Below are 23,919 nucleotides of genomic sequence, written 5' to 3'. Positions count from 1 at the left end.
TTCCCTGAGGCGCGAACAACAAGGCAGTTATCCCCAACACACCACCCGGCTTCGGGAAAATCATGAGGACCAGAATGACATCGCATCAGCCTTCTGACCGACTAAAAGGCAAAACCGCATTCATCAGCGCCGCTGGGCAGGGCATCGGACGTGCCACGGCCGAACTGTTCGCAGCCGAAGGCGCGCATGTCTTTGCAAGCGACATCAACGAAACCACTTTGGCCGGGCTTTCGGAGATCGACAGGATCTCTCCAATCCATCTCGACGTGACAGACGCGCATGCCGTAAAACGTGCCGTGGCTGAATTGCCACCGTTGGATATCCTGTTCAATTGCGCGGGTTACGTGGCAAACGGCACCATTCTTGAGTGCGAAGAGGACGACTGGGATTTCAGTTTCGATCTTAATGTGAAGGCTATGTATCGCCTGATCCGTCTGACCCTGCCCGCGATGTTGAAAAACGGCGGGGGGTCGATCATCAATATGTCCTCGGTCGCATCGTCGATGAAGGGCGTTCCAAACCGGTTTGTATATTGCGCATCAAAGGCTGCCGTAATTGGCCTGACCAAGTCGATCGCCGCCGATTTCGTCACGCAGGGCATCCGGTGCAATGCTATCTGCCCCGGCACCGTTGACAGCCCCAGCCTGCACGAGCGTTTGCGGGCGACGGGCGACTACGAAAAGGCGATGACGGATTTCATCGCCCGCCAGCCGATGGGGCGCATTGGGACTGCCGACGAGATTGCCGAACTGGCGCTCTACCTTGCGAGTGACAGCAGCGCATTTACCACAGGTCAGCCCTTTGCCATTGATGGCGGATGGGCGATTTAATCTGAAAGGGATCACAATATGAAACTACTGCGGTTTGGCGCCTTGGGTGCAGAAAAGCCCGGGTTGCTGCACGACGATGGCACAATTCGCGACCTGTCAGGCGTCATCGACGATATTTCGGGCGATGTACTCAGCGACGAAGGTTTGGCGCGGCTGCGCGCGCTGGATCCACAGGATTTGCCGATGGTTGAAGGCAACACCCGTTTAGGGGCGTGTGTCGGCCAAGTGGGCAAGTTCATTTGCATCGGCCTGAACTATGCCGACCACGCGGCAGAAAGCGGTATGGAGTTGCCGCAGGAACCTGTGATCTTTTTCAAGGCGACATCGGCCATTATCGGGCCAAACGATACGGTGGAAATCCCGCGCGGGTCCGTCAAGACCGACTGGGAGGTCGAATTGGGCGTGGTGATCGGCAAGGAAGCGAAATACATCTCCGAGGCCGAAGCGATGGATCACGTCGCGGGCTATTGTGTGGTCAATGACCTGTCGGAACGTGATTTTCAGCTTCACCGCTCGGGGCAGTGGGTCAAGGGCAAATCGGCAGACACATTCGGCCCCATCGGTCCATGGCTGGTAACGCGGGACGAGGTTGCAGACCCTCAGAACCTGCCGATGTATCTTGAGGTCAACGGCCACCGTTATCAGGATGGCTCGACCCGGACGATGCATTTCGGGGTGGCAACTGTGATCTCACACCTGTCACAATTCATGTCCCTGCAACCGGGTGATGTGATCTCGACCGGAACTCCGCCAGGTGTGGGCATGGGGCAAAACCCGCAAGTCTATCTGAAACCCGGCGACACGATGGAATTGGGCATCGAAGGCCTGGGTGTTCAAAAACAGAATGTGATCGCGGGATAATCGGGCACTATCAGATGTCTGCCCGGACACAGTATCAGGCGAGGTTTCCCTCGCCTGACGATTTTTGACTTAGGCTACCAGATCGAACCGGTCGTTGTTCATAATCTTGGTCCAGGCCGCCACGAAGTCGCGCACGAACTTCTGGGCATTATCGTCCTGGGCATAGACCTCGGCGTAGCCACGCAGGATCGAGTTCGAGCCGAAGACCAGATCCGCGCTGGTTGCGGTGAACCTGACCTCACCCGAGGCACGTTCACGCAGCTCATATGTGCCGCCGTCAACCGGGTGCCAGCTGAGCGACATATCCGTCAGGTTGACGAAGAAGTCGGTGGTCAACTGACCCACGCGATCCGTGAAGACTCCATGCGCCGAGCCGCCATGATTGGCACCCAGCACACGCAGGCCACCCACCAGAACCGTCATTTCCGCAGCGGTCAGACCCAGCAGTTGCGCGCGGTCCAGCATCATCGCCTCGGGTGATACCGCGTATTCCTTCAGCTGCCAGTTTCTGAACCCGTCCGCCAACGGCTCCAGCACCGAGAAGCTATCGGCATCGGTTTGCTCGTCCGTTGCGTCGCCGCGACCGGCCGAGAACGGAACCGTCACGTCAAAGCCTGCGGCTTTGATCGACTGTTCCAGACCGACGTTACCCGCCAGAACGATCACGTCGGCGATCGAGGCACCGGTTTCCGCTGCAATCGGCTCCAGCACGCCCAGCACTTTTGCCAGACGCTCGGGCTCGTTCCCTGCCCAGTCTTTCTGCGGTGCCAGACGGATACGCGCACCATTTGCTCCGCCGCGTTTGTCCGAGCCACGGAAGGTACGGGCACTGTCCCACGCGGTGGTGATCATCTCGACCGCGGTTAGACCACTGTCGGCGATCTTTGCTTTGACGGCATCGACATCATACCCGGTCGAACCGGCAGGAATCGGGTCCTGCCAGATCAGCTCTTCTGACGGGACGTCAGGGCCATAGTAGTTGACACGTGGCCCCATATCGCGGTGGGTCAGCTTGAACCACGCGCGGGCAAAAGTGTCAGCAAAGTAATCCGGGTCAGCCATGAACTTCTGACAGATCGCATTGTAAATCGGATCGATCTTCATTGCCATGTCCGCATCGGTCATGACCGGCATACGCCGAACCGAAGGGTCGGTCGGGTCGACCGGCTTTTCATCTTCCGGCATGTCGATAGGCTGCCACTGTTGTGCACCCGCGGGCGATTTACCCAATTCCCACTCATAGCCGAACAGGTAATCGAAAAAGCCCATGTCGAATTTGGTCGGGTTTTTCGTCCACGCACCCTCGATACCAGAAGTGAACGCGTTGGTTGCCTTGCCGTTTTGATCGGGGTTGTCCCATCCCAGACCCTGAGCGGAGACCGGGCAGGCTTCGGGTTCGGCGCCGATATGATCGCCCGCCATCGCGCCATGCGCTTTGCCGACCGTGTGACCACCACAGGTCAGAGCGGCGGTCTCTTCGTCATTCATCGCCATGCGGGCAAAGGTTTCGCGGATGTGCAGCGCAGTTCTTGCTGGATCCGGGTTACCGTTCACACCTTCTGGGTTCACATAGATCAGGCCCATATGCACCGCACCCAGCGGGTTTTCCAGCGTTCCGGGGGTTTCCAGATCGCCATAGCGGTTCTCGGACGGGGCCAGCCACTGGTTTTCCGAACCCCAATAGACGTCTTTTTCCGGGCCCCAGATATCTTCGCGGCCAAAGCCAAAGCCAAAGGTCTTCAGACCCATGGATTCGTAGGCAACCGTTCCCGACAAAACAATCAGGTCTGCCCAAGACAGCGCGTTGCCGTATTTCTTTTTCACCGGCCAGAGCAGACGGCGCGCTTTATCAAGGCTGGCATTGTCCGGCCACGAGTTCAGCGGTGCAAAACGGATGTTGCCCGAACCTGCGCCGCCGCGACCATCCCCCAGGCGGTACGACCCGGCAGAGTGCCACGCCAGACGGATCATCAGGCCGCCATAGTGGCCCCAATCGGCTGGCCACCAGTCCTGACTGTCGGTCAGCAACGCCTCGACATCTGCGCGGACAGCGTTGAAATCCAGCCCTTTGACTGCTTCGCGGTGGTTGTAATCCGCGTCCATCGGGTTGGTGCGCGTGTCATGCTGGCTCAGAATGTCCAGGTTCAGCGCATCCGGCCACCATTTGGTGACAGAGTTGCCCGTACCCGTGTTGCCGCCATGCAAGACTGGGCAGCCGCCGGATTGGTGATTGTGGGGATTACCGTCCATTGTAAATCTCCTGAGTATTTACCGAGGGGTTCAGATGTCTTGACTCGTACCCCACAGTTTCGATAATTGGAAATTTGTAATTACTATCGTTGCGATTAGTTTTTCCTATGAAGTCACTCACGCTTAAACACCTGCGCTACTTCGAAGCGCTTGCCACCCACGGCCACTTTGGAAAGGCGGCGGCGGCCAGCGCGATATCGCAGCCCGCGCTTTCCATACAAATCAAAGAGCTGGAGGCCATCATGGGTGGCCCCTTGGTCGAACGCGCAGCGCGCGAGACGCGCCTGACCGCGCTTGGCGAAGATGTCCTAAAACATGGCCGCGAAATCCTGACGCGGGTCGAGGATTTGGGGAACCTTGTGCAATCTTCCGCCGGTCCCTTGTCGGGTCGCATCAGAATCGGGGTCATCCCCACGGTCGCGCCTTACTTGCTGCCATCAATCATCAAGGCACTGTCCCAACGATTCCCACAGCTGACGATCGAGCCCAAAGAGACCATCACCCAAACCCTGATCGGCGAAATATTGGACTCCAGGCTGGATTTTGCTGTTGTCGCTTTGCCTGTCTCGGAACCCAGCCTTCGGGAATTTTCGTTGTTCAACGAAGACTTTCTGCTGGTTCGCCCGGCGCGGGACGCCGGGTTGCCAATGCCAAGTTCGTCACAGCTCAGAACGATGCGGCTGCTGTTGCTGGAAGAAGGGCATTGTTTCAGGGATCAGGCGCTTTCGTTCTGTTCGATCCGCAACATCGAACCGCAGCACATTATGGAGGGCAGTTCTCTGTCCACACTGGTGCAGATGGTCGGGGCCGGCATCGGTGTGACACTGATACCGGAAATGGCGGTGGGGCTGGAAACACGGTCTGCCGACGTGTCCATCGCCCGCTTTCAGGATACTCCACCAACCCGGACCATCGGCCTGATCTGGCGAAAGACCAACCCGCTGGGTGAAAACCTGCTGAAAATCGGTGCAATTATTCGCAAAACTGCCGAGGAAAACGCGGGAGGTCTAGGGCACGCTGACCCGGAACCAAACGGCTGATCACAATCCGCTTTGGTGATTTGCGCGGCAATTACCCGGAAAACACATCATAAGCCTTCAACGCTTTGGCGCTGTAAGCATAAGACGGCCCGCCGCCCATATAGGTCGCCATCGCCAATGCCTCGCACATCTCGTCTCGGGTTGCACCCAGCCGGACAAGGGAACGCACGTGAAACCCTATGCAGCTGTCGCAGCGGGTCGCAATGGCGATGCCAAGGGCCATGAATTCCTTGGTTTTCTCACTTAGTGCGCCATTGGTCTTGGCGGCCTTGCTCATGATGCCAAAGCCGCGCACGGTTTCGGGCACTTCCTGCGAAAAAGTTCCGATATTGGCCTCGGTCTCGGCCATGAAAGCTTTCCAGTCCATATCAATTCTCCTTATCCGCGCTCGTCCGCGCCCATGCGACGCTCCAGCCAGCGCACACCCGCACTGATGATCAGAACCAGGATCAGGTATTCAAAGATCAACAGGGTATAGATTTCCAACGGGCGGTATTCCGTAACCACCAGCTCATTCGCGCGGCGGGTCAGTTCCTGCATCCCGATGACGCTGGCGAATGCACTCATCTTTACGATGTAGATGAACTGGTTTGCCAAGGGCGGCAGAATGCGCCGGATTGCCTGCGGCAAGATCACGTAGCGCATGGTCTGCACATAGTTCAGCCCGATGGTCTGCGCCGCTTCGCTTTGACCGCGCGCAATGGATTGAATGCCTGCACGGTAAATTTCCGCAGTGAAGGCGCTGTCGGAAATCGCCAGGGTGATGATTGCACCCCAAAAGGGATCGATCGGGACATTCATGCCCATCGACTTGAACACGATGGGCAAGCCATAAAAGACCCAGAACAGCATCGGCAGCAGGGGAATTGCGCGAATAAATTCAACGTAAACACGGTTGACCAGCCGCCAGCCACGTTTTTCGGACAATCCCGGCAGGGCCACCAGCAATCCGATGATGATCGACAGCACGGCGGCGATCAGTGAAATCTGAATCGTTGCACCCATCCCCGAGATCAGGAATTTCACATTGATCCACCCCGATGCTGTAGTCGGGTCGATCACATACCAGCCCCAGGTCTGGGATGAAGAACAGCCTGCCAGCAGCAAAGGTACGATTAGTAGAAGTTTTTTCATCTGCCCCTCTCAGTGCTGCAGTATCTGAGACAGGAATTTGCGACAGCGGTCAGACTGAGGGTTGGTAAAGAAATGCTCCGGCTTGCCTTCTTCGACAATCTCACCGGCATCCATGAAGATCATCTTGTCGGCAACTTTGCGGGCAAATCCCATCTCGTGGGTCACAACCACCATGGTCATGCCCTCATTTGCCAGTTCAACCATAACTTCCAACACTTCTGAGATCATCTCGGGGTCCAGAGCCGACGTGGGTTCATCGAACAACAGCGCGCGCGGTTCCATGCACAAGGATCGTGCAATCGCTACGCGTTGTTGCTGGCCACCAGACAACTGCATTGGCTTTTTGTCCGCCTGATCGGGGATATGTACACGATCCAGATAATGGCGCGCTTTTTCCTCTGCGTCCTTCCGGCTCAGGCCGCGCGCTTTGATCGGACCCAAAGTCAGGTTTTCCAAAACGGTCAAATGCGGAAACAGATTGAATTGCTGGAACACCATTCCGACATCGGACCGTATGGTTGCCGTAGACTTGACGTCATCCGACAGCTCAACCCCATCTACCCGAATGATACCTTTCTGGTGTTTTTCCAACCGGTTGATACACCGAACGACCGTGGATTTGCCTGACCCCGAAGGCCCGCAAATCACCACCTTTTCGCCGCTGCTGACCGTCAGGTTAATGTCCTTGAGAACGTGAAACGTGTCATACCACTTATTCACGCCCACAAGCTCGATTGCGGCGCCTGCCATAAGCTGAACTGCCCCCGTTTTTGCCCCATAGTAATATTTTCTTGAGGTTATCTTTCCCTTTGGACTGAAATCAATGAGGATTGCAATCACAAGGTCGTAACGCCACCAACGGGAGATACCTATGAGCGTTTTTTGGAAAGCCGCGGCGGTTGCCGTGTTGGGGCTTGTATTGTCCGGTTCCGCACAGGCGCAATCTGCGCTGAACGAGGTGCTGGATTCCGGCGTTCTCAAGGTTGGTACCACAGGTGACTGGAACCCGATGACACTGCGCGACCCGGCAACCAACAGTTACAAAGGGTACGACATCGACATTATGAATGCATTGGCCGCCGATCTTGGGGTTGAGGTCGAATTTGTCCCCACGGACTGGAAAACACTGGTCAACGGTGTGGTGGCAGGCAAGTACCACTTGACCGGGTCTGCATCGATTTCACCACCGCGCATGAAAGTTGCCGGTTTTTCCGACAGCTATATCTCGGTGGAGCTCTTCCCCTACACAACCAAGGACAAGGCCGACAAGTTCGACGGGTATGACTCGATCAATCAGGCCGGTGTGAAGGTCGCGACGACTTTGGGCACCACATTCGAAAAACGGGTCCGTGAATGGTTTCCAAACGCCGAGATCAAGGTGGTCGAGGCCCCGGCCCGCGGGTATCAGGAAGTAATCGCCGGTCGTGCTGATGTATTCATAACGTCGAACATCGAGGGCTCGACCCTTGAAGAGAAGTTTCCTGTTATCCGCGTGAAAAACGCCGGCCCCCGATCACCTTCGCCGATTGCGATGATCCTGCCACAAGGCGATCAGATCTGGATCAACTATGTGAACAACTGGATCGAAGTGAAAAAAGCGGAAGGTTTTTTTGAAGCAAACCGCGAGAAATGGGGGCTCTGACGCCTTCAAGGACGTGCGGACTTCCTGACGCCCGGTCCTATGGCCCGGGCGTTTTCGTCTGCCATCTGGTTCTTCAGAAAAGAGGATGCAGACACGCGACCTGATGGGTTTCGTCATCCAGTTCAGGCAATGTTTGCCTGCACTGGTCCGTCGCAAGCCAGCATCGTTGCGCAAAAGCGCACCCTTTCGGGATATTCATCGGTGACGGCAACTCGCCTTCCAGCTTGATCCGTTCTTTGCGGGCATCCGGGTCGGCGCGGGGCGTCGTGGACAGCAACGCCTTGGAGTACGGATGTCGGGGTGCCGCGAACAGCTGCTCTTTCGGGCCTTTTTCAACCGCGCGCCCCAAATACATGACAATCACGTCATCGGCGAAATGCCGGACAACCGACAAGTCATGTGAAATGAACAGGTAGGCCAGGTTCAGCCGTTCCTGAAGATCGACCAGCAGGTTCAGGATCTGCGATTGAATCGAAACATCCAGCGCCGAGACAGGTTCATCCAGAACCAGCACCTTGGGATCCAGCATAAGCGCCCGCGCAATGGCGATCCGCTGGCGCTGCCCACCCGAGAACATATGCGGATAGCGGTCATAATGTTCCGGGCGCAGGCCCACCATCTCGATCATCTTGCGAGCGTGCTTTTCGCGATCGGCGGCTGTCATCTGTGGCCGGTTGATAATCAGCGGTTCCTGCAGGATCTGCCCGATGCGCTGACGCGGATTCAACGAGCTATAGGGGTCTTGAAAGACGATCTGTACCGTCTCTCGCATCTTGCTCCATTGCGAAGGGGTAATGTCGACCCCGTTGATCGTCAGGCTGCCCGAGGTTGGTTCTTCGATCATTGTAATCAGTCTGGCCAGCGTAGACTTGCCACAGCCTGACTCTCCGACAATGGCCAGTGTTTTTCCCGGCAGCAGGTCGAAATCCACCCCCGACAGTGCCTTTACGGTTGCGGGTTTGGACAGCAACCCACCTTTGACCGAATAAAACCGGGCCAGGTCTTTGGCCTGAATGATAGGTGTGGTCATACCAGCTCTCCGGCGGCAATCTTTTCAACATGGTGACAGCGCGCCTTGCCAAATGCCTCGGCATGAGGGGTCGGCGGGGTTTGGGCGCAGGTCGCATCGGCAAAGCGGCACCGTGGGCTGAAAAGGCATCCTTTTGGACGGTCGAATTGCCCCGGAACAACACCTGGAATCGTCGGCAGAATCTTGGACGTCGCCCGCTCCGGCAAAGCACTTAGCAGGGCCGTGGTATAGGGATGGCGGGGGGTTCGGAACAAATCCCTGACAGGCTGTTCTTCAACCTTTTGCCCGGCATATTGCACCTGAACCCGCTCGGCGGTTTCCGCAACGACACCCATGTCATGGGTGATCAGAACAAGGCCCATGTCATGCTCATCACGCAACCGGATCAACAGATCCAGAATCTGCGCCTGAATGGTCACGTCCAGCGCGGTGGTCGGTTCATCCGCGATCAGCAGTTTGGGATTGCAGGCAATGGCCATCGCGATCACAACCCGTTGGTTCATGCCCCCTGACATCTGATGCGGAAAGGTATTCAGGCGGCTTTCAGGCGCAGGAATGCCAACCTGATCGAACAATTCGACCGCACGCTCGTGACGCTCCTTTCGGTTCAGGCCAAGGTGGATGCGCAACGCCTCTTTGATCTGGAACCCGACAGTAAAACAGGGGTTCAGCGAGGACATCGGTTCCTGAAAGATCATCGCCATGTCCTTGCCAATGATCTTGCGCCGTTCGCGGGCCGAGATACCGGACAGGTCACGGCCCTCAAAGCTCATCTCATCGGCGGTGATCGTGGCGGTCCAGGGCAGCAAGCCCATCAGTGCCAGCATCGACACGGACTTGCCTGAACCGCTTTCGCCAACGATGGCCAGCAATTCGCCTTTGTCGACCGACAGATCGACACCGTCCACGGCGCGGAAACTGCCCGAAGATGTGGCGAACTCGACAGTCAGATTACGGATCTGCAAAAGGCTCATGCGATCAGCTCCGCTTCAGTTTCGGGTCCAGCGCATCGCGCAACCCGTCGCCCATCAGGTTGATGGCAAGTACGGTGACCAGGATTGCGAGACCGGGGAAGGTGACAACCCACCATGCGCGCAGGATGAACTCGCGCGCTTCAGCCAGCATGGTGCCCCATTCCGGCGTGGGAGGCTGCGCGCCCATGCCCAGAAACCCAAGGGCCGCCGCGTCCAGAATGGCAGTCGAAAAAGACAGGGCCGCCTGCACGATGATTGGCGCCAGACAGTTGGGCAATACCGTGATGAACATCAGCCGCGACTTGCCAGCACCGGCCACACGGGCCGAGGTCACATAGTCTTTCTGCCGTTCCGCCAGAACCGACGCGCGGGTCAGGCGCACGTAATGCGGTTGAAACACGATGGCGATGGCGATCATCGCATTGGTCAGTGATGGGCCCAGAATGGCGACCAGAACAAGGGCAAGCAGCAGAGACGGGAAAGCCAGGACGATGTCCATCACCCGCATAATCAACGTATCAACCCATTTGGGCGCAAAACCCGACAGAAGGCCGACCATTACGCCGCCCGTTACGGCAACACAGACCACAACGATCCCCACAAAGAAGGAATAGCGTGAACCCATGATCAGCCGCGACAGCATATCCCTGCCCAAAGGATCGGTGCCCAACGGGAAGGCCCAGCTTCCGCCTTCCTGCCAGGCAGGGGGTTGCAGGATATGGTCCCGGAACTGTTCGGTCGGATCATAGGGGGCCAACAAAGGGGCAAAGGCCGCACAGAACACAAAGGCGGCAAAAACCCACAACCCGATCACGGCACCGCGGTTTTCGCTGAAATAGTACCAGAACTCTCGCAGTGCGCTGGGACGATTTTCGGCCATTGGCTGGTTCGACGAAAGCTCGGTCATCATCGTCTCCGGATTTTGGGGTTGATGATGCCGTACAAAACATCGACCAGCAGGTTCACCAGCATCACGATCACCGCGATCATCAGCAAACCCCCTTGCACCACCGGGTAATCCCTGCGGAAAATACTGTCGACCATCCACTTGCCGATGCCCGGCCAGCTGAAGATGGTTTCAGTAAGAATTGCCCCCGCCAGCAACGTACCAACCGACAACCCGATCACCGTGACAACCGGTATCAGCGCGTTACGTAGCGCATGCAGCCCGTTTACCCGGGTCGGCGACAACCCTTTGGCACGCGCGGTGCGGATGTAATCCTCGCCCAGAACCTCCAGCATCGCCGACCGGGTCTGACGCGCGATCACGGCCAGCGGAATAGTACCCAGCACAATCGTCGGAAGGATCAGATGACGAACGGCCGACCCGAATGCGCCTTCCTGTCCGGACAAAAGACTGTCGATCAGCATAAAGCCAGTGACACTTGGGAAGTAATAAAGCAGGTCGATCCGGCCGGACACCGGTGTCCAGCCAAGATTGCCCGAAAACACGATGATCAGCAGCAGCGCCCACCAGAAGATGGGCATCGAATATCCGACCAATGCCGAAGACATCAGTGCCCTGTCAAAAAACTTCCCCCGGTTCACCGCCGCAATCACGCCGGCAGGCAGACCCAATGCGATGGCGAAGATCATGGCGCAGAGCGAAAGTTCCATTGTCGCGGGGAACAGCGAAAAGAACTCCTCCCAGACCGGTTTTTTGGTGACAAAGCTTTCGCCAAGATCACCCTGCAAAACTCCGGCAAGGTATTCCCAGTATTGCTGCAACACCGGTTTGTCGAAACCCAGCTTTTCTACCATTTCCTGGTAGCGTTCTTCAGTCATGCCGCGCTCGCCGGCCATAACGATGATCGGATCACCCGGTAGCACCCGGATAAACATGAATGAAATCAACGTCACGCCCAGAAAGGTCGGGACGAACAGGCCAATGCGGGTGAGTAAGTAACCAAACATCAGCGACCTATGATTGTAAGCTCTTTGGGGAAATGGGTCAGCGACCGGCAGCCATCCTCAGTGACAAGCACATCATCTTCGATGCGAACGCCAAATCTTTCGAGCGCATACAGACCTGGTTCATTCGTCCAGACCATACCCGGCAGGATTTTCTGATGATTCCCACGCATGATATAAGGTGCCTCATGCACATCCCGACCCAACCCGTGACCCGTTTTGGTGCGAATACGATCCGCAAATGGCGAGGCCTCGAGCACGCTTATGACCGCATCGTCTATGTCATGGGCCGCTACACCAGGGCGGCAGGCTTCGAACCCGGCTTTGTTGGCGCGCAGAACGGTGTCGTAGACTTCCCTGCCCTCGTCCGACACGTCCTGAACAAAGAAGGTTCGCGTAATGTCGGCGGCGAAACCATCTTTGCGGGCACCGAAATCGAACAGTAACGCGTCGCCTGCCCTGATCTGGTAGTCGCTGCGTGCTTTCCCATGCGGCCGTGCAGAGTTGTCGGCAGCCGCAACGATTGGCGAAAACGCCAGAGACTCGGCTCCTTCTGCAAACAGCGCCTGTATCAGGGCCTGCTCGACCTGTTTTTCAGTCTGACCGACGCGCACATCTGCAATCACACGACCCAGAGCACGTTCCGAGATATCGATGGCCGCCTGCATCGCAGCAATGTCTTCATCGGTTTTGATAATGCGCAGGCCCGAGATTTCGCGTTCACCGTCAACGATCCGCAAGTCCGGCATAGCACGTGTGAAAGCCGCAGAGACAAAAACCCGCATCACCTGACCTTCCACCGCAAGAGAGCGGATCGGCATATGTGCGGCCAAAGCAGTAAACGCATCATCATAACCGCTCTGATCGCGCCAATCGAAAACAGCGCCCTCGAACCCTACAAGATCCCATGACGCCAGTTCCAGATTGGGCACAATCGCTGCGGCCTGTCCCTCAGCCGGGACAATCACCACGAAGGGCCGCTCGTGGCTCATGAAAGCTTTTCCCAAAGCGCGGGTGAAGTTCGGGCCAGGCACAAGAGCTACTGCGTCGACTGACAGGTCCCGTGCCAGTTGACGATATTCGGACAGATCCGGCATTCAGGCCGACCTCCTCAATAAAAAAGCCGGAGCTGCCAAACAGGCAGCTCCGGTGAGTGAGTGGTGGCTTACTCGACGCTCACACCATAGAAGATGTGGCCGCCCAGCGGGTGCACTTTGTAGCCTTGCACCTTGTTGCTCATCGGCATGAATACAACCGAGTGAGCAATGGTTGCCCATGGGGCCTGCTCTTTGAACACGACCTGCGCTTGTTCATACAGCTTGGTCCGCTCTGCCTGATCGGTGCTTTGCTTGGCTTTCAGGATCAGATCCTCGAACGGCTGGTGGCACCATTGTGCACGGTTCGATGCTTCGACCCCGTCACAGCCCAGCAGAACGGCCAGGAAGTTGTCCGGATCGCCGTTATCACCGGTCCAACCCAGCAGAACAGCACCGTCGCGGTTCAGTTCTTTCGAGCGTGACAGGTATTCGCCCCACTCGTATGAGACGATTTCGACGCCCACACCAACCTTGGCAAAATCAGCCTGGATCAGCTCGGCCATGCGGCGGGCATTGGGGTTATAGGGGCGCTGAACAGGCATCGCCCAGATCTTCATCGACAAGTCCGAGACACCTTCGGCATCAAGCATGGCCTTGGCCGCTTCGGGATCATAGGCATCGTCCACAATAGCGTCGTTATAGCCCCACATGGTTGGCGGGATCGGGTTCTTGGCAGCCTGGCCCGAGCCCTGGAAAACCACGTCGATGATCGCCTGCTTGTCGATCGCCATGTTCAACGCTTTGCGAACCTTGGGGTTGTCGAACGGCGCCATCGTGGTGTTGTAAGCCAGATACCCGACGTTCAGCCCTTCCTGCTCCATCATGTTGATGTCTGCATCATCCTTCATCGCCTGAATGTCAGCCGGGTTCGGGTAAGGCATCACATGGCATTCGCCAGCTTTCAGCTTCTGGTAACGAACAGACGCGTCCGGCGTAATGGCAAAGATCAGGTTTTTGACCTGCGCCGGTTCTTTCCAATAATCGCCATTGGCCGCATAGCGGATCACCGCGTCTTTCTGGTAGGCCACGAACGAGAAAGGCCCGGTCCCGATGGGTGCAGTATTCAGTTTTTCAGGCGTTCCGGCAGCCATCATAGCATCGCCATATTCGGCTGACATGATCGATGCAAAATCCATCGCCATGTTCGCAACAAAGGGTGCCTCTGGCTTGGACAGGGTGAACTTCACCGTGTAGTCATCAATCTTTTCGATAGAAGAGACCAGATCCGGCATCCCCATACCCTGGAAGTATTCCCACGTGCCGCCAGACACTTGGTTATAGGGGTGGTTCTCGTCCTTTTGGCGCATGAAGGAAAAGATTACGTCATCAGCGTTGAAGTCGCGGGTCGGGGTGAATTCGTCATTCGAATGGAATTTGACACCCTGGCGCAGCTTGAACGTGTATTCCAGGCCATCATCACTGGCCTCGACACTTTCAGCCAAGCCGGGGATCACATTGGTCGTACCGGTTTCGAATTCCAGCAACCGATTATAAATAGGATGCGATGAGGCATCAAAGGTTGTTCCTGCGGTAAATAATGCAGGGTCAAACCCCTCGGGCGAACCTTCGGAACAATACACAAGGGTATTCGCCTGTGCCACGGCACCCGACAGGGCGATTGCCGTGGTTGCGGCTAGAAGATTGAGTTTCATGATTTTCTCCCAGAAATGGACTTTGCAAGACAATCGCAGGGCTCTTTGTCGTCAGAGCGTTCAGTGACAATACAGGTCGTTGCGATATCCCTGACAAATGTATCCAAAATACAAAACCTGTTGTCAACCGGCTCTGTCACTGACTTTCGTGAAAGATGCCCGTTGCCAGGGTGTGTCTTGAAATTGAAAGCGCCCTGCCCCAGGAAAATCGCGAAGGGCGACACTTACATTCCCCAAGGTCCGGCAGTATGGCCGCAGATATCGACTATCGTTGACCCGAAGTCATTCAGGTAAGAATGGATATCTATCTCTGACCGGTAGCTGATGACGTATCCTTGCGCATATCGCGAATGCAATCGTAACCCAGCCAAAGTAACACGGTCAGTGCGACCAGAAATACGTAGGGAAGCAGCGAGATTTGCATAACCAACACACCGTAAAACATGGCGGCGTACGCAGCGATTTGGACAATCACCAACAAACCCCACGCAACCATTCCCCAAAGATTGCGCGCTTTCCCTTGACCGATGGAGTTGCGCAATTTCTGGCACTCTGCCTCGTTCACCACAGGAGACGCGGCACCCGTTGAATTGAGAATGCCGTTGGTGTCGAGCGCGCTGGATCGACATGCATCGAAACAAGGGGACGCCTCTCGACAGGTGGGCGCAGTGTGTAACATTGGTTGAGTCCTTGGACATCTGGGGTTTGGCAGCGAGCCTTCACTGTGCCTCAGGACACCTACTCCACGCACCATGCCACCCACGAGATCAGGCGCCACCGTTGCCGTATTGCAATCATATCCAGCGGAGAAATGCCGATCCTCGCTCCGGCGCAGCATAAAACCGCACAAGCAACCGAGAGACCCGTGATAACCGCGATCAGATGATGTCCGAGGAGCTTTTCGCGACCCTCGGGGGCTCATGGTTTTTGGCGCGGTTTTCGGAATCGCGCCGTCCGCCGAACTGGGACCCTTGCGTGCTTCCAACGCTCTATTCTACGGCGTCTTTCGATGCCGAGTGCGAATACCCTGGGCCCACAGCGTGATCGTATCATCAAACAACCAATTGGCTTCTAACAGGAGTCGCGGTTCAGGTATCACTCACAAGTTCATCTGTGTACAAATTGGTAAGATTGCGCTCAAGTACATGTCATATCCAGCCGCCGAGGATGCCATGCCGATTGAACACGCCCCTTTCAGCCAAGCGGAATATGACCGCAGGATCGCCAAAACCCGAAGCGCTATGGAAAAAGCGGGGTTAGAACTGCTGTTTGTCACCGACCCGTCGAACCAGGCTTGGCTGACTGGCTATGATGGTTGGTCCTTTTATGTGCATCAGGGCGTATTGCTCGGCATGGAAGGAGAGCCGATTTGGTGGGGACGCCAGATGGATGCATTGGGTGGGTTGCGCACATGCTGGATGTCCAAGGACAACATTCGCGGCTATGCAGACCACTACGTTCAATCAACCATACGCCATCCCATGCAGGATCTGGCTGGCCACATTCGCGCGCTTGGGCTGGACGCGACCCGTATCGGCGTTGAGATGGAGAACTATTACTATTCCGCAAAGGCACACGAGGTTTTGGGCAAGGAATTGCCCGAAGCAACGCTGGTGGATGCGACGGCACTGGTTAACTGGCAGCGCCTGATCAAGTCGGAAGAAGAGGTTGTTTTTATTCGCAAGGCGGCCCGGATTTCAGAAAAAGTTATCCAAACGGCCATTGATCGCGCCGCAGTGGGCGTGCGCAAGAACAACCTTGTCGCAGATATCTTTCACGCCGGGATTACCGGGGTTGAGGATGATTGGGGGGATTACCCGGCTATTGTCCCTTTGACACCTTCGGGGCTGGATGCCACTGCCGCGCACCTGACATGGAATGGCGCACCGATGAAGAAGGGTGAAGCAACATTTTTCGAACTGTCCGGCTGCTATCGGCGCTATCACGCTCCGCTTTGCCGCACGGTATTTCTTGGCACTCCGCCGCCAGAAATGCGGGACGCGGAACGCGCACAGATCGAAGGGATAGCGGCGGGTCTAGAGGCTGCCCGGGCTGGCAAACGGACCAGCGACATTGCAAACGCTTTTCTTAAGGTTCTTGCACGTCACGGACTCGAACGGGAGGGGCGCATGGGATACCCTATCGGTCTGAGCTATCCGCCAGATTGGGGCGAACGGACAGCGTCGATCCGTGCCGAAGACGAGACCATTCTGCAACCGGGCATGGTTTTCCATTTCATGCCTGCGCTGTGGATGGACAGCTGGGGGCTTGAGACCACGGAAACCATTCTTATAACTGAAAACGGCCCCGCCGAAGCCCTGTGCAATATCGAGCGAAAGCTCTTTGTGAAAGACTAAGCCTTGAGCATCCTCGAAGACGCCAAGACCCTGCTGGGCGAACTGATCAGCTTCCCTACGGTTTCGTCAGACAGCAACCTGGACATGATCAAGCACCTCGCGGACCGGTTGAGCGATTGCGGTGCAGCGGTGGAAATATGGCATGACGAAACCGGCACCAAAGCCAATCTTTTTGCCACGTTGGGCCCCAAGCGCGACGGTGGTGTCGTTCTGTCAGGCCATTCCGATGTAGTGCCTGTCGCCGATCAGGACTGGTCCTCGGACCCGTTCGTGATGGATGAGCGAGACGGCAAGTGGTTTGGGCGCGGAACCTGCGATATGAAAGGGTTTATCGCGGCGGCAGTCGTCATGGCCCCGTACTACGCAAAGCTGGCCCTTCAGCGCCCGGTGCATTTTGCCTTTACCTATGATGAAGAAATCGGCTGTTTTGGCGCGCAGGCTTTGGCCAAAACCCTGCGGGAGAAAGCGATCAAACCCGCTGTGGTCATCATCGGCGAGCCCACCTCGATGCGCATCATCGAAGGCCACAAGGGCTGCTATGAATATACAGCGCATTTTACCGGGTTCGAAGGCCATGGCTCGGCCCCCGAGCGCGGCGTTAACGCTGTAGAATACGCGGTGCAATACGTGTCGAAACTGCTGGCGCTGAAGGCTGATTTGCAAGGGCGAGCACCGGCAAACAGCCCGTTCGACCCGCCATGGACAACAATAAGTACCGGTACGTTGGTGGGCGGGGTGGCCCATAATGTGATCCCCGGTAAGGCGCGGGTCGATTGGGAGATGCGACCAGTGCAAAAGGCGGATGCGGATTACGTCAAAGACGAACTGCACCGGTTTTGCGCGCAAACCCTGATCCCGGCAATGCAGACTGTTCATCCCGATGCCGGTATCAAGACCGAAGTAATCGGTGAGGTCGACGGGCTGGAGCCAATGGACGACAACGAAGCGCGTGACCTTGTGATGGAACTGACAGGGGCAAACGGAGCCGACGTTGTGCCCTTCGGCACCGAAGCCGGGATTTTTCAGCAGTTGGGGATGAGCGTCGTTGTCTGCGGCCCCGGATCAATCGATCAGGCGCATAAACCTGATGAATACGTCTCGGTCGACCAGATGGCCCAATGCCTTGATATGCTTGGGCGATTATCTTCGAAGCTGGAATAGATGATGACCTCGGCCCGCGCGGTATCCATATTCTGGTTGGGTGCACCGGTTCTGTTCGTGCTGTTCTGGGCGGGTGGCTACAGCTTTGCCAAGCTGGGGCTGCCCTATGTGGAACCGATGACCATGCTTGCGATCCGTTATGGTCTGGCTGTTCTGTGTCTTCTGCCGCTGCTGGCGGTGTTCCGCCCTGCCCTGCCGCGTGATCCGGCGCACTGGGCCGCGATGGCGGCAAGTGGGTTTCTTATTCAATGTGTTTACTTCGGTCTGGCCTATCAGGCGATGAAACAGGGGTTGGGTGCCGGCACCACTGCCATCGTGATGGCCTTGCAACCTGCACTTGTCGCCGCCTTCTCTCCGTTGGTCGGAGAAGCGCGTGGACGGCCCGTGATGTGGGTTGGCCTGGCGCTGGGTTTTGCGGGGGTTGCAATCAGCGTCTTTGACAAGACTAGCGCAGTGCCTCTTTCCGCCGGGCTGCTTGCGGTTAGTGCATTGGTCGGCCTGACCGCCGCCACTTTGCTGGAAAAACGTCACGGGCGGCGCAGCGACCCAGTGTTGGGTGGTGCTGTTCAATATGTGATCGGATTTGCCGTGCTGCTTCCCATCGCAATGGCGACCGAAACGATGGAAGTCACCTGGCATCCAAACCTGATCCTTTCCCTTGCGTATCTGGTCATCGCCAATTCCCTGATCTCGATCAGCCTCTATGTCGCACTTGTTCAGCGCGGCGACGCGACCCGCGTGTCCACATTGCTTTACCTTGTCACCCCTTTGGCAATTGCACTGGCCTGGATGATCCTGGGCGAGCCGGTCACCTGGCGCATCGCCTTTGGTTTCGCTCTCTGCCTCGCAGGCGTATATATCGTGCGGAAATCCAAAGATTGACGCCTATGGCAGTTTTCGATCGGACAACCGGAAATTCAAAGCCTGCGACCAGTTCAATAATGGAAACCACCTGAACCGAGATCACATCCGTCAGGAAAGCGCATTCAGATAGCTTTTGATCGTCGTCCGGCTTCCGTGCTGCCAGATCCGCGGCAACCAGCGTATGAAGGCTTCTGCGAACTGAGCTTCACGGCCAGTACTTCCGTACAGGTTTGCTGCCTCAAGCCACTTTTCGGGCTGTTCCCTGGCGGCAAGGGCCGCACTCTGCAAATCGCTCCAGATGGGATCATTGGGCGCAATCTCTGATCCATCCTCACGCAGACCGGCGCACATCCGGCACCAGAAAGCTTCAACCAGCGCCAACCCAGTAACAGATGTACCCGAGGCCAGTGCATCGCGAAGCGACGGGAGCAAGAATCCGGGGTGTCGTGCAGACCCATCAAAGGCCACGCGCCGCGTGGTGTCGTGAATAGCCGTGTTCGAAAACCTGCGATTGACCAGATCCAGATACTGTTCCGGTGTCATCCCGGGAACTGCAATGGCATGAGGAAGAATTTCTTCGGTCTGTACTTTCAGGAAGAATGCCGAAATTTCCCGGTCGTTCATGCAGTCCGCGATTGTGGGGATGTTCAGAACCTCACCCACATTCGCCAGAATCTGGTGCCCGCCGTTCAGAATACGTAGTTTCAGGGTTTCATATGCGTGTACGTCTTTGGTGATCGTAACGCCGACATTCTCCAACATCGGCCGCCCGGCACAGAAATCGTCTTCAATCACCCATTGGCGGAAATTCTCGTGTGACACCGGAACGCAGTCTTCAATTCCCAGGGCGCGGGTCTGGGTTCGGACATGATCAGTGGTTGCGGGAACAATGCAATCCACCATCGAATTCGGGAACGCCCCGTTCTGATCGATCCAATCTGCAAGATCAGGGTCCGTAAGGCGTGCCAGTTCAACAACGCAATTGCGCAGGATGGTTCCGTTGCCCTGAAGGTTGTCACAGCTTAATGCCGTAAAGGGCAGATGCCCGGCGGCACGGCGATTGCCAAGTGCTGCCACTATGGCACCAAAGACCGTGCGAGGCTGTTGCGGGTTTTGCACGTCGTGTCGAATGTCATCGTGGTCCACGTCGAAAACACCCGACTTGGCATCCAGAAAATAGCCACCTTCCGTAACGGTAAGGGACACGATCCGGATGGCGGGATCGGACATTTTCCTGATCAGAGGCGCATTTTGGGGTTCAATGGGCAGATAGTCGATCAACGGGCCGATGACTTCGGCAGAAACACCGGACGGGTCAAGCTCGATCAAAGTTGTCAGACAGTCTTGCCCAATCAGCTTTTCGCGCATGTCCGCGTCATAGGCCCGAACGCCCGCCCCGATGATCGCCCAGTCGAGGGCCAACCCTTTTTGCATCAGCCTGTGTATGTACCATGCCTGATGCGCACGGTGAAAATTCCCAAGCCCAATATGAACAATTCCAGGGGTCAGGTCTTCACGCCGGTATCCGGGTATTTTGACATCCGCAGGAAGCGATCCGAGGCGTTCGAGGCACAGCTCTACCGGTGTTATGTCCGCCAAAGGGGTCATCAGCTCATCCAGTTTCCGCCATCGACATTGTAAGTCTGGGCCACGATGTATTCCGCTTCATCAGACGCCAAAAACACCGCTATCCCGGTTAAATCCTCGGCCCGTCCCATACGGCCGAACGGTACCGCTGATGCAACTTCACGCTTCTTCTGCCCCGGTTTTTTATTTTCGTACTTCGCAAAGAAGGCGTCGACGCCGTCCCAATGCTCTCCATCAACAACACCGGGCGAGATCGCATTCACATTTATCCCGTGAGCGATCAGATTGAGCCCCGCTGACTGCGTCAAAGATATTACGGCAGCCTTGCTGGCGCAGTAAACGGCGACCAAAGGTTCGCCACGCCGACCAGCCTGTGAGGCCAGATTTATGATCCGGCCTTTGACATTGGCGTCGATCATGTGCCGCGCAACGGTCTGCATTGTAAACAAGGTGCCCGAAACATTGATATCAAAAACGCGCTGGTAATCGGAGCGGTCGATTTCGATGATTGGCGCTGCTGAGAAAACGGCAGCATTGTTGATCAGAATGTCAATCTGGCCGAACTGATCCACTGCGCGCGCAACAGCAATGTCGATGCTGTCCTGATCAACAACATTCATTTCGACCGCCATTGCAGCGTCACCGATTTCCGAGGCTGCGGATTGCGCCCGCGCGAAATCTATGTCGGCAATGGCCACACGCGCACCTTCGGCGACGTAAGCTTTTGCGAAGGCCAGCCCGATTCCACGCGCAGCACCAGTGATAAGCGCGGTTTTTCCGTCCAGTCGCTTCATTCGATCCGCAGCCCTTGCGCGTCAAAACGATGAAGCACGTCGGCACGTGGTGACAGGTAGATGCGGTCGCCATGCCTAAATCCAACCTCTCCGTCTGCTCGCACCGTGATTGTTTCCGCCAGACCGGTTTCATGTATGTGGAAAAACGTATCTGATCCAAGATGCTCGGACACGCCTACAACACCGCTCCAGGTTCCGTCGCTCTCGGACACAGCAATATGTTCGGGGCGGATGCCGATTGTATGTGCGCCGTGTTTTGCAGCTTCTTCGCCTTCGATAAAGTTCATCCTGGGCGAACCGATGAACCCGGCGACAAAAAGGTTTCGCGGCGTTCGATACAGGTCCAGCGGGCTTCCGACCTGCTCGATTACACCAGCCTGAAGCACGACGATCTTGTCGGCCATCGTCATCGCTTCGACCTGATCATGGGTCACATAGATCATGGTTGTCGCCAACCGCTCGTGCAACTCGCTGATCTCCAAACGCATGCCGACGCGCAGCGCGGCGTCCAGGTTGGACAGCGGCTCATCGAACAGAAACGCTGCGGGTTCGCGGACAATGGCACGCCCGATGGCCACACGCTGGCGCTGGCCACCAGACAGTTGGCCGGGGCGGCGATCCAGATAGTCGGTCAGGTTCAGAACCTGCGCGGCCCCTTCCACACGTTTGTCTATTTCGGCCTGATCCAGTTTCGCCATGCGCAAGGGAAAGGCGATGTTCTTGCGAACGGACATGTGCGGATATAAGGCATAAGACTGGAAAACCATCGCCAGACCGCGTTTTGCAGGTGGTACGTTTGTTGCATCGGCCCCATCAATGTCGATGGAGCCAGAGGTGATGTCCTCCAACCCCGCAATCAGGCGCAGCAAAGTGGACTTACCGCAACCCGATGGCCCGACGAACACCGTGAACTCTCCGTCTTCGATGGTCAGATCCAATGGCGGGATAACCTGCACGTCGCCAAAGCTTTTGGTCACGGACTTGAGTTGAATACGTCCCATGAGAAGTTTTCCTTATTTCACAGCGCCAAAAGTCAGGCCGCGGACAAGTTGTTTCTGGCTAAACCAGCCAAGGATCAGGATAGGTGCAATGGCCATTGTCGAAGCCGCGCTGAGCTTGGCAAAGAACAGGCCCTCGGGGCTGGAATAGCTGGCGATAAATGCGGTCAGCGGGGCCGCGTCAACGGCTGTCAGGTTGAGGGTCCAGAATGCCTCGTTCCAGGCAAGAATGAAGTTCAGCAGGACAGTCGAAGCGATGCCCGGTACAGCCATGGGTGTCAGGATGTGCAGGATTTCCTCTTTCAGCGTTGCCCCGTCCATCCGCGCAGCTTCAAGGATTTCACCGGGAATTTCGCGAAAGTAGGTGTAGAGCATCCAGACGATGATCGGCAAGTTGATCAGCATCAACACGACAACCAGTCCACCTCGTGTATCAAGCAGCCCCAGACGGATGAACAGCAGGTAGATCGGGTAAAGGACCCCGACTGCGGGCAACATCTTGGTAGAGAGCATCCAAAGCAGAATGTCCTTTGTACGTTTCGAAGGAACAAACGCCATTGCCCATGCTGCCGGTACGGCAATGATCACACCCAACAGGGTTGACCCGCCTGCGATGATGACTGAGTTCCAAAGGAAACGCATGTAGTTCGAGCGTTCCTGCACGACAGCATAGTTCTCGAGCGTCCAGTCGAAGTTCAGGAACAGTGGCGGGCTTGCGATGGCCTGTGCTTCGGTTTTGAAGCTGGTCAGGATGGTCCAGAGGATCGGGAAAAAGATCAGCAGACCGACGGCCCAGGCCAGGGCAGTGTTCAGCGACTTGCGTTGGATTGTAACGGTGCGGGCCATGGTTTTACCTCTTCACGCGTCCAGGTTCTTGCCGACGATGCGCATCAGGAAGACCGCAACGATATTGGCGAGAATGATCGCATAGACACCTCCGGCTGATCCGAGACCGACATTCTGGCTTTCCAAAACGCGCTGGAAGATCAGGTAGGTGAGTGTACGGGTGCCGAACGCGCCACCGGTGGTGACGAAAATCTCGGCAAAGATCGAAAGCAGAAAGATTGTCTGGATCAGAATTACGATTGTGATTGCACGGCTCAGGTGCGGCAGAATGATGTGGTAGAACCGCTTGATCGGCGGTGCGCCATCCATTTCAGCAGCTTCCAGTTGCTCACTGTCCAGCGACTGGATTGCGGTCAAAAGGATCAGTGTCGCAAATGGCAACCATTGCCACGACACGATCATGATAATCGAGGTCATTGAAGCTTCGGACAACCACGAGACCGGTTCAGCCCCGAAAAAGCGCCACAGATGGGCCAGCAACCCGTTGACCGGGTCCATGAACATGTTTTTCCAGACCAGAGCTGACACAGTCGGCATAACAAAGAATGGTGCAATAACGAGGATGCGCACCACCCCCTGGCCCCACATCGGTTGATCCAGAAGCATGGCGAGCAGGATGCCCAGTAGGACCGTAATCGCCAACACGCCGATAACAATGACAAGCGTTGCCTGTACGGCGGGCCAGAACGAACTGGACGAAACAAACCGGATATAGTTGTCGAAACCCACCCATCCGAGATCTCCGCCCCGCAAGGGAAGGTATTTCTTGAAGGAAAAATACAGGGTCATCGTCAGCGGCACGAGCATCCAGCCAAGCAGCAGCACCACTGCGGGTGCCATCATCAGGCGTGCAACTGATCTGGAATGTTGAGTTGCCATTGTGCAAGACCT

At 56.5% G+C, this 23,919-nt stretch carries 23 protein-coding genes; 7 read left to right on the top strand and 16 right to left on the bottom strand.

The window, feature by feature from the left end; translation table 11 throughout:
* Nucleotides 1–74 precede the first annotated feature (74 nt).
* Nucleotides 75–830: an SDR family oxidoreductase gene (locus ACR0M3_RS18085; protein WP_480484656.1), complete on the top strand. Its 756-nt coding sequence runs from the start codon at nucleotides 75–77 to the stop codon at nucleotides 828–830.
* Between the two features lie 18 nt (nucleotides 831–848).
* Nucleotides 849–1,691 carry a fumarylacetoacetate hydrolase family protein gene (locus ACR0M3_RS18080; protein ID WP_480488846.1) on the top strand — a complete coding sequence of 281 codons (843 nt, stop codon included), beginning with the start codon at nucleotides 849–851 and terminating at the stop codon, nucleotides 1,689–1,691.
* 69 nt (nucleotides 1,692–1,760) lie between these two features.
* Here ACR0M3_RS18080 and katG read toward each other — a convergent pair whose 3' ends face one another.
* The gene (gene katG / locus ACR0M3_RS18075; protein WP_480911977.1) at nucleotides 1,761–3,941 is read right to left on the bottom strand and encodes a catalase/peroxidase HPI; all 2,181 of its coding nucleotides are present in this window, start codon (nucleotides 3,939–3,941) and stop codon (nucleotides 1,761–1,763) included.
* A 107-nt stretch (nucleotides 3,942–4,048) separates the two neighbouring features.
* Here katG and ACR0M3_RS18070 point away from each other — a divergent pair, with 107 nt between their 5' ends.
* On the top strand, nucleotides 4,049–4,981 hold the full coding sequence (locus tag ACR0M3_RS18070; protein WP_480625407.1) for a hydrogen peroxide-inducible genes activator: 933 nt from the start codon (nucleotides 4,049–4,051) through the stop codon (nucleotides 4,979–4,981).
* Between the two features lie 31 nt (nucleotides 4,982–5,012).
* Here ACR0M3_RS18070 and ACR0M3_RS18065 read toward each other — a convergent pair whose 3' ends face one another.
* From ACR0M3_RS18065 to ACR0M3_RS18055, 3 genes are read right to left on the bottom strand one after another with little or no spacing between them, the layout of a single operon-like run.
* Nucleotides 5,013–5,348: a carboxymuconolactone decarboxylase family protein gene (locus ACR0M3_RS18065; protein ID WP_480911975.1), complete on the bottom strand. Its 336-nt coding sequence runs from the start codon at nucleotides 5,346–5,348 to the stop codon at nucleotides 5,013–5,015.
* A gap of 11 nt (nucleotides 5,349–5,359) precedes the next feature.
* Nucleotides 5,360–6,115 carry an amino acid ABC transporter permease gene (locus ACR0M3_RS18060; RefSeq protein WP_480560420.1) on the bottom strand — a complete coding sequence of 252 codons (756 nt, stop codon included), beginning with the start codon at nucleotides 6,113–6,115 and terminating at the stop codon, nucleotides 5,360–5,362.
* A 9-nt stretch (nucleotides 6,116–6,124) separates the two neighbouring features.
* Complete coding sequence (locus tag ACR0M3_RS18055; protein WP_480911972.1) at nucleotides 6,125–6,865, bottom strand: amino acid ABC transporter ATP-binding protein; 741 nt, start codon at nucleotides 6,863–6,865, stop codon at nucleotides 6,125–6,127.
* Nucleotides 6,866–6,986: 121 nt separating this feature from the next.
* On the opposite strand from ACR0M3_RS18055, the gene ACR0M3_RS18050 reads away from it, so the two are divergent.
* Complete coding sequence (locus ACR0M3_RS18050; protein WP_480488837.1) at nucleotides 6,987–7,757, top strand: transporter substrate-binding domain-containing protein; 771 nt, start codon at nucleotides 6,987–6,989, stop codon at nucleotides 7,755–7,757.
* Nucleotides 7,758–7,830: 73 nt separating this feature from the next.
* On the opposite strand, the gene ACR0M3_RS18045 is transcribed toward ACR0M3_RS18050, so the two are convergent.
* The 7 genes from ACR0M3_RS18045 to ACR0M3_RS18015 all read right to left on the bottom strand — a co-directional run bounded on the left by ACR0M3_RS18045 (nucleotide 7,831) and on the right by ACR0M3_RS18015 (nucleotide 15,100).
* Nucleotides 7,831–8,787, bottom strand: a complete 957-nt coding sequence (locus tag ACR0M3_RS18045) for a dipeptide ABC transporter ATP-binding protein (protein WP_480911970.1) — start codon at nucleotides 8,785–8,787, stop codon at nucleotides 7,831–7,833.
* Nucleotides 8,784–9,761, bottom strand: coding sequence for an ABC transporter ATP-binding protein (locus ACR0M3_RS18040; protein ID WP_480911967.1), 978 nt, complete (start codon nucleotides 9,759–9,761; stop codon nucleotides 8,784–8,786). The genes ACR0M3_RS18045 and ACR0M3_RS18040 overlap by 4 nt, the downstream gene beginning before the upstream one ends.
* 4 nt (nucleotides 9,762–9,765) lie before the next feature.
* Nucleotides 9,766–10,668 carry an ABC transporter permease subunit gene (locus tag ACR0M3_RS18035; protein WP_480488831.1) on the bottom strand — a complete coding sequence of 301 codons (903 nt, stop codon included), beginning with the start codon at nucleotides 10,666–10,668 and terminating at the stop codon, nucleotides 9,766–9,768.
* The gene (locus ACR0M3_RS18030; protein WP_480477613.1) at nucleotides 10,668–11,675 is read right to left on the bottom strand and encodes an ABC transporter permease subunit; all 1,008 of its coding nucleotides are present in this window, start codon (nucleotides 11,673–11,675) and stop codon (nucleotides 10,668–10,670) included. The genes ACR0M3_RS18035 and ACR0M3_RS18030 overlap by 1 nt, the downstream gene beginning before the upstream one ends.
* Entirely contained in the window at nucleotides 11,675–12,769 is a 1,095-nt protein-coding gene (locus tag ACR0M3_RS18025) for a M24 family metallopeptidase (RefSeq protein ID WP_480911964.1), read from the bottom strand. Before ACR0M3_RS18025 ends, ACR0M3_RS18030 begins: the two co-directional genes overlap by 1 nt.
* Before the next feature lie 68 nt (nucleotides 12,770–12,837).
* On the bottom strand, nucleotides 12,838–14,421 hold the full coding sequence (locus ACR0M3_RS18020; protein ID WP_480547504.1) for an ABC transporter substrate-binding protein: 1,584 nt from the start codon (nucleotides 14,419–14,421) through the stop codon (nucleotides 12,838–12,840).
* 304 nt (nucleotides 14,422–14,725) lie between these two features.
* A complete protein-coding gene (locus ACR0M3_RS18015; protein ID WP_480911961.1) occupies nucleotides 14,726–15,100 on the bottom strand; it encodes a hypothetical protein in 375 nt (124 codons plus the stop codon).
* A gap of 466 nt (nucleotides 15,101–15,566) precedes the next feature.
* Between ACR0M3_RS18015 and ACR0M3_RS18010 the strand changes: the two genes are divergently transcribed.
* From ACR0M3_RS18010 to ACR0M3_RS18000, 3 genes are read left to right on the top strand one after another with little or no spacing between them, the layout of a single operon-like run.
* Nucleotides 15,567–16,778 carry a M24 family metallopeptidase gene (locus ACR0M3_RS18010; protein ID WP_480911959.1) on the top strand — a complete coding sequence of 404 codons (1,212 nt, stop codon included), beginning with the start codon at nucleotides 15,567–15,569 and terminating at the stop codon, nucleotides 16,776–16,778.
* A gap of 3 nt (nucleotides 16,779–16,781) precedes the next feature.
* Nucleotides 16,782–17,939: an acetylornithine deacetylase gene (argE, locus tag ACR0M3_RS18005; RefSeq protein ID WP_480911957.1), complete on the top strand. Its 1,158-nt coding sequence runs from the start codon at nucleotides 16,782–16,784 to the stop codon at nucleotides 17,937–17,939.
* Complete coding sequence (locus tag ACR0M3_RS18000) at nucleotides 17,940–18,821, top strand: DMT family transporter (protein WP_480484641.1); 882 nt, start codon at nucleotides 17,940–17,942, stop codon at nucleotides 18,819–18,821.
* Between the two features lie 90 nt (nucleotides 18,822–18,911).
* Here ACR0M3_RS18000 and ACR0M3_RS17995 read toward each other — a convergent pair whose 3' ends face one another.
* Genes ACR0M3_RS17995 through ACR0M3_RS17975 form a run of 5 tightly spaced genes read right to left on the bottom strand, consistent with a single transcriptional unit; the run spans nucleotide 18,912 to nucleotide 23,907 of the window.
* Nucleotides 18,912–20,411 carry a mannitol dehydrogenase family protein gene (locus ACR0M3_RS17995; RefSeq protein ID WP_480911955.1) on the bottom strand — a complete coding sequence of 500 codons (1,500 nt, stop codon included), beginning with the start codon at nucleotides 20,409–20,411 and terminating at the stop codon, nucleotides 18,912–18,914.
* Nucleotides 20,411–21,184 (bottom strand): L-iditol 2-dehydrogenase, encoded by a 774-nt coding sequence (locus ACR0M3_RS17990; RefSeq protein ID WP_480484639.1) that lies wholly within the window; start codon nucleotides 21,182–21,184, stop codon nucleotides 20,411–20,413. Before ACR0M3_RS17990 ends, ACR0M3_RS17995 begins: the two co-directional genes overlap by 1 nt.
* A complete protein-coding gene (locus ACR0M3_RS17985; protein WP_480911952.1) occupies nucleotides 21,181–22,185 on the bottom strand; it encodes an ABC transporter ATP-binding protein in 1,005 nt (334 codons plus the stop codon). Before ACR0M3_RS17985 ends, ACR0M3_RS17990 begins: the two co-directional genes overlap by 4 nt.
* Before the next feature lie 12 nt (nucleotides 22,186–22,197).
* Nucleotides 22,198–23,028 carry a carbohydrate ABC transporter permease gene (locus tag ACR0M3_RS17980; protein WP_209506825.1) on the bottom strand — a complete coding sequence of 277 codons (831 nt, stop codon included), beginning with the start codon at nucleotides 23,026–23,028 and terminating at the stop codon, nucleotides 22,198–22,200.
* Nucleotides 23,029–23,040: 12 nt separating this feature from the next.
* Nucleotides 23,041–23,907 (bottom strand): carbohydrate ABC transporter permease, encoded by an 867-nt coding sequence (locus ACR0M3_RS17975; RefSeq protein ID WP_267366281.1) that lies wholly within the window; start codon nucleotides 23,905–23,907, stop codon nucleotides 23,041–23,043.
* Nucleotides 23,908–23,919: the final 12 nt, after the last annotated feature.

The organism is Ruegeria sp. O5, assembly GCF_056535105.1.
Note: the sequence above shows the minus strand (reverse complement) of the source record. Positions and strands in the feature narration are given on the sequence as shown.

Bases quoted from the DNA above. Each gene is read 5' to 3' on its own strand.
- ACR0M3_RS18085 (WP_480484656.1), top strand. From the start codon at position 75: ATGACATCGCATCAGCCTTCTGACCGACTAAAAGGCAAAACCGCATTC.
- ACR0M3_RS18080 (WP_480488846.1), top strand. From the start codon at position 849: ATGAAACTACTGCGGTTTGGCGCCTTGGGTGCAGAAAAGCCCGGGTTG.
- katG (WP_480911977.1), bottom strand. From the start codon at position 3,941: ATGGACGGTAATCCCCACAATCACCAATCCGGCGGCTGCCCAGTCTTG.
- ACR0M3_RS18070 (WP_480625407.1), top strand. From the start codon at position 4,049: ATGAAGTCACTCACGCTTAAACACCTGCGCTACTTCGAAGCGCTTGCC.
- ACR0M3_RS18065 (WP_480911975.1), bottom strand. From the start codon at position 5,348: ATGGACTGGAAAGCTTTCATGGCCGAGACCGAGGCCAATATCGGAACT.
- ACR0M3_RS18060 (WP_480560420.1), bottom strand. From the start codon at position 6,115: ATGAAAAAACTTCTACTAATCGTACCTTTGCTGCTGGCAGGCTGTTCT.
- ACR0M3_RS18055 (WP_480911972.1), bottom strand. From the start codon at position 6,865: ATGGCAGGCGCCGCAATCGAGCTTGTGGGCGTGAATAAGTGGTATGAC.
- ACR0M3_RS18050 (WP_480488837.1), top strand. From the start codon at position 6,987: ATGAGCGTTTTTTGGAAAGCCGCGGCGGTTGCCGTGTTGGGGCTTGTA.
- ACR0M3_RS18045 (WP_480911970.1), bottom strand. From the start codon at position 8,787: ATGACCACACCTATCATTCAGGCCAAAGACCTGGCCCGGTTTTATTCG.
- ACR0M3_RS18040 (WP_480911967.1), bottom strand. From the start codon at position 9,761: ATGAGCCTTTTGCAGATCCGTAATCTGACTGTCGAGTTCGCCACATCT.
- ACR0M3_RS18035 (WP_480488831.1), bottom strand. From the start codon at position 10,668: ATGACCGAGCTTTCGTCGAACCAGCCAATGGCCGAAAATCGTCCCAGC.
- ACR0M3_RS18030 (WP_480477613.1), bottom strand. From the start codon at position 11,675: ATGTTTGGTTACTTACTCACCCGCATTGGCCTGTTCGTCCCGACCTTT.
- ACR0M3_RS18025 (WP_480911964.1), bottom strand. From the start codon at position 12,769: ATGCCGGATCTGTCCGAATATCGTCAACTGGCACGGGACCTGTCAGTC.
- ACR0M3_RS18020 (WP_480547504.1), bottom strand. From the start codon at position 14,421: ATGAAACTCAATCTTCTAGCCGCAACCACGGCAATCGCCCTGTCGGGT.
- ACR0M3_RS18015 (WP_480911961.1), bottom strand. From the start codon at position 15,100: ATGTTACACACTGCGCCCACCTGTCGAGAGGCGTCCCCTTGTTTCGAT.
- ACR0M3_RS18010 (WP_480911959.1), top strand. From the start codon at position 15,567: ATGTCATATCCAGCCGCCGAGGATGCCATGCCGATTGAACACGCCCCT.
- ACR0M3_RS18000 (WP_480484641.1), top strand. From the start codon at position 17,940: ATGATGACCTCGGCCCGCGCGGTATCCATATTCTGGTTGGGTGCACCG.
- ACR0M3_RS17995 (WP_480911955.1), bottom strand. From the start codon at position 20,411: ATGACCCCTTTGGCGGACATAACACCGGTAGAGCTGTGCCTCGAACGC.
- ACR0M3_RS17990 (WP_480484639.1), bottom strand. From the start codon at position 21,184: ATGAAGCGACTGGACGGAAAAACCGCGCTTATCACTGGTGCTGCGCGT.
- ACR0M3_RS17985 (WP_480911952.1), bottom strand. From the start codon at position 22,185: ATGGGACGTATTCAACTCAAGTCCGTGACCAAAAGCTTTGGCGACGTG.
- ACR0M3_RS17980 (WP_209506825.1), bottom strand. From the start codon at position 23,028: ATGGCCCGCACCGTTACAATCCAACGCAAGTCGCTGAACACTGCCCTG.
- ACR0M3_RS17975 (WP_267366281.1), bottom strand. From the start codon at position 23,907: ATGGCAACTCAACATTCCAGATCAGTTGCACGCCTGATGATGGCACCC.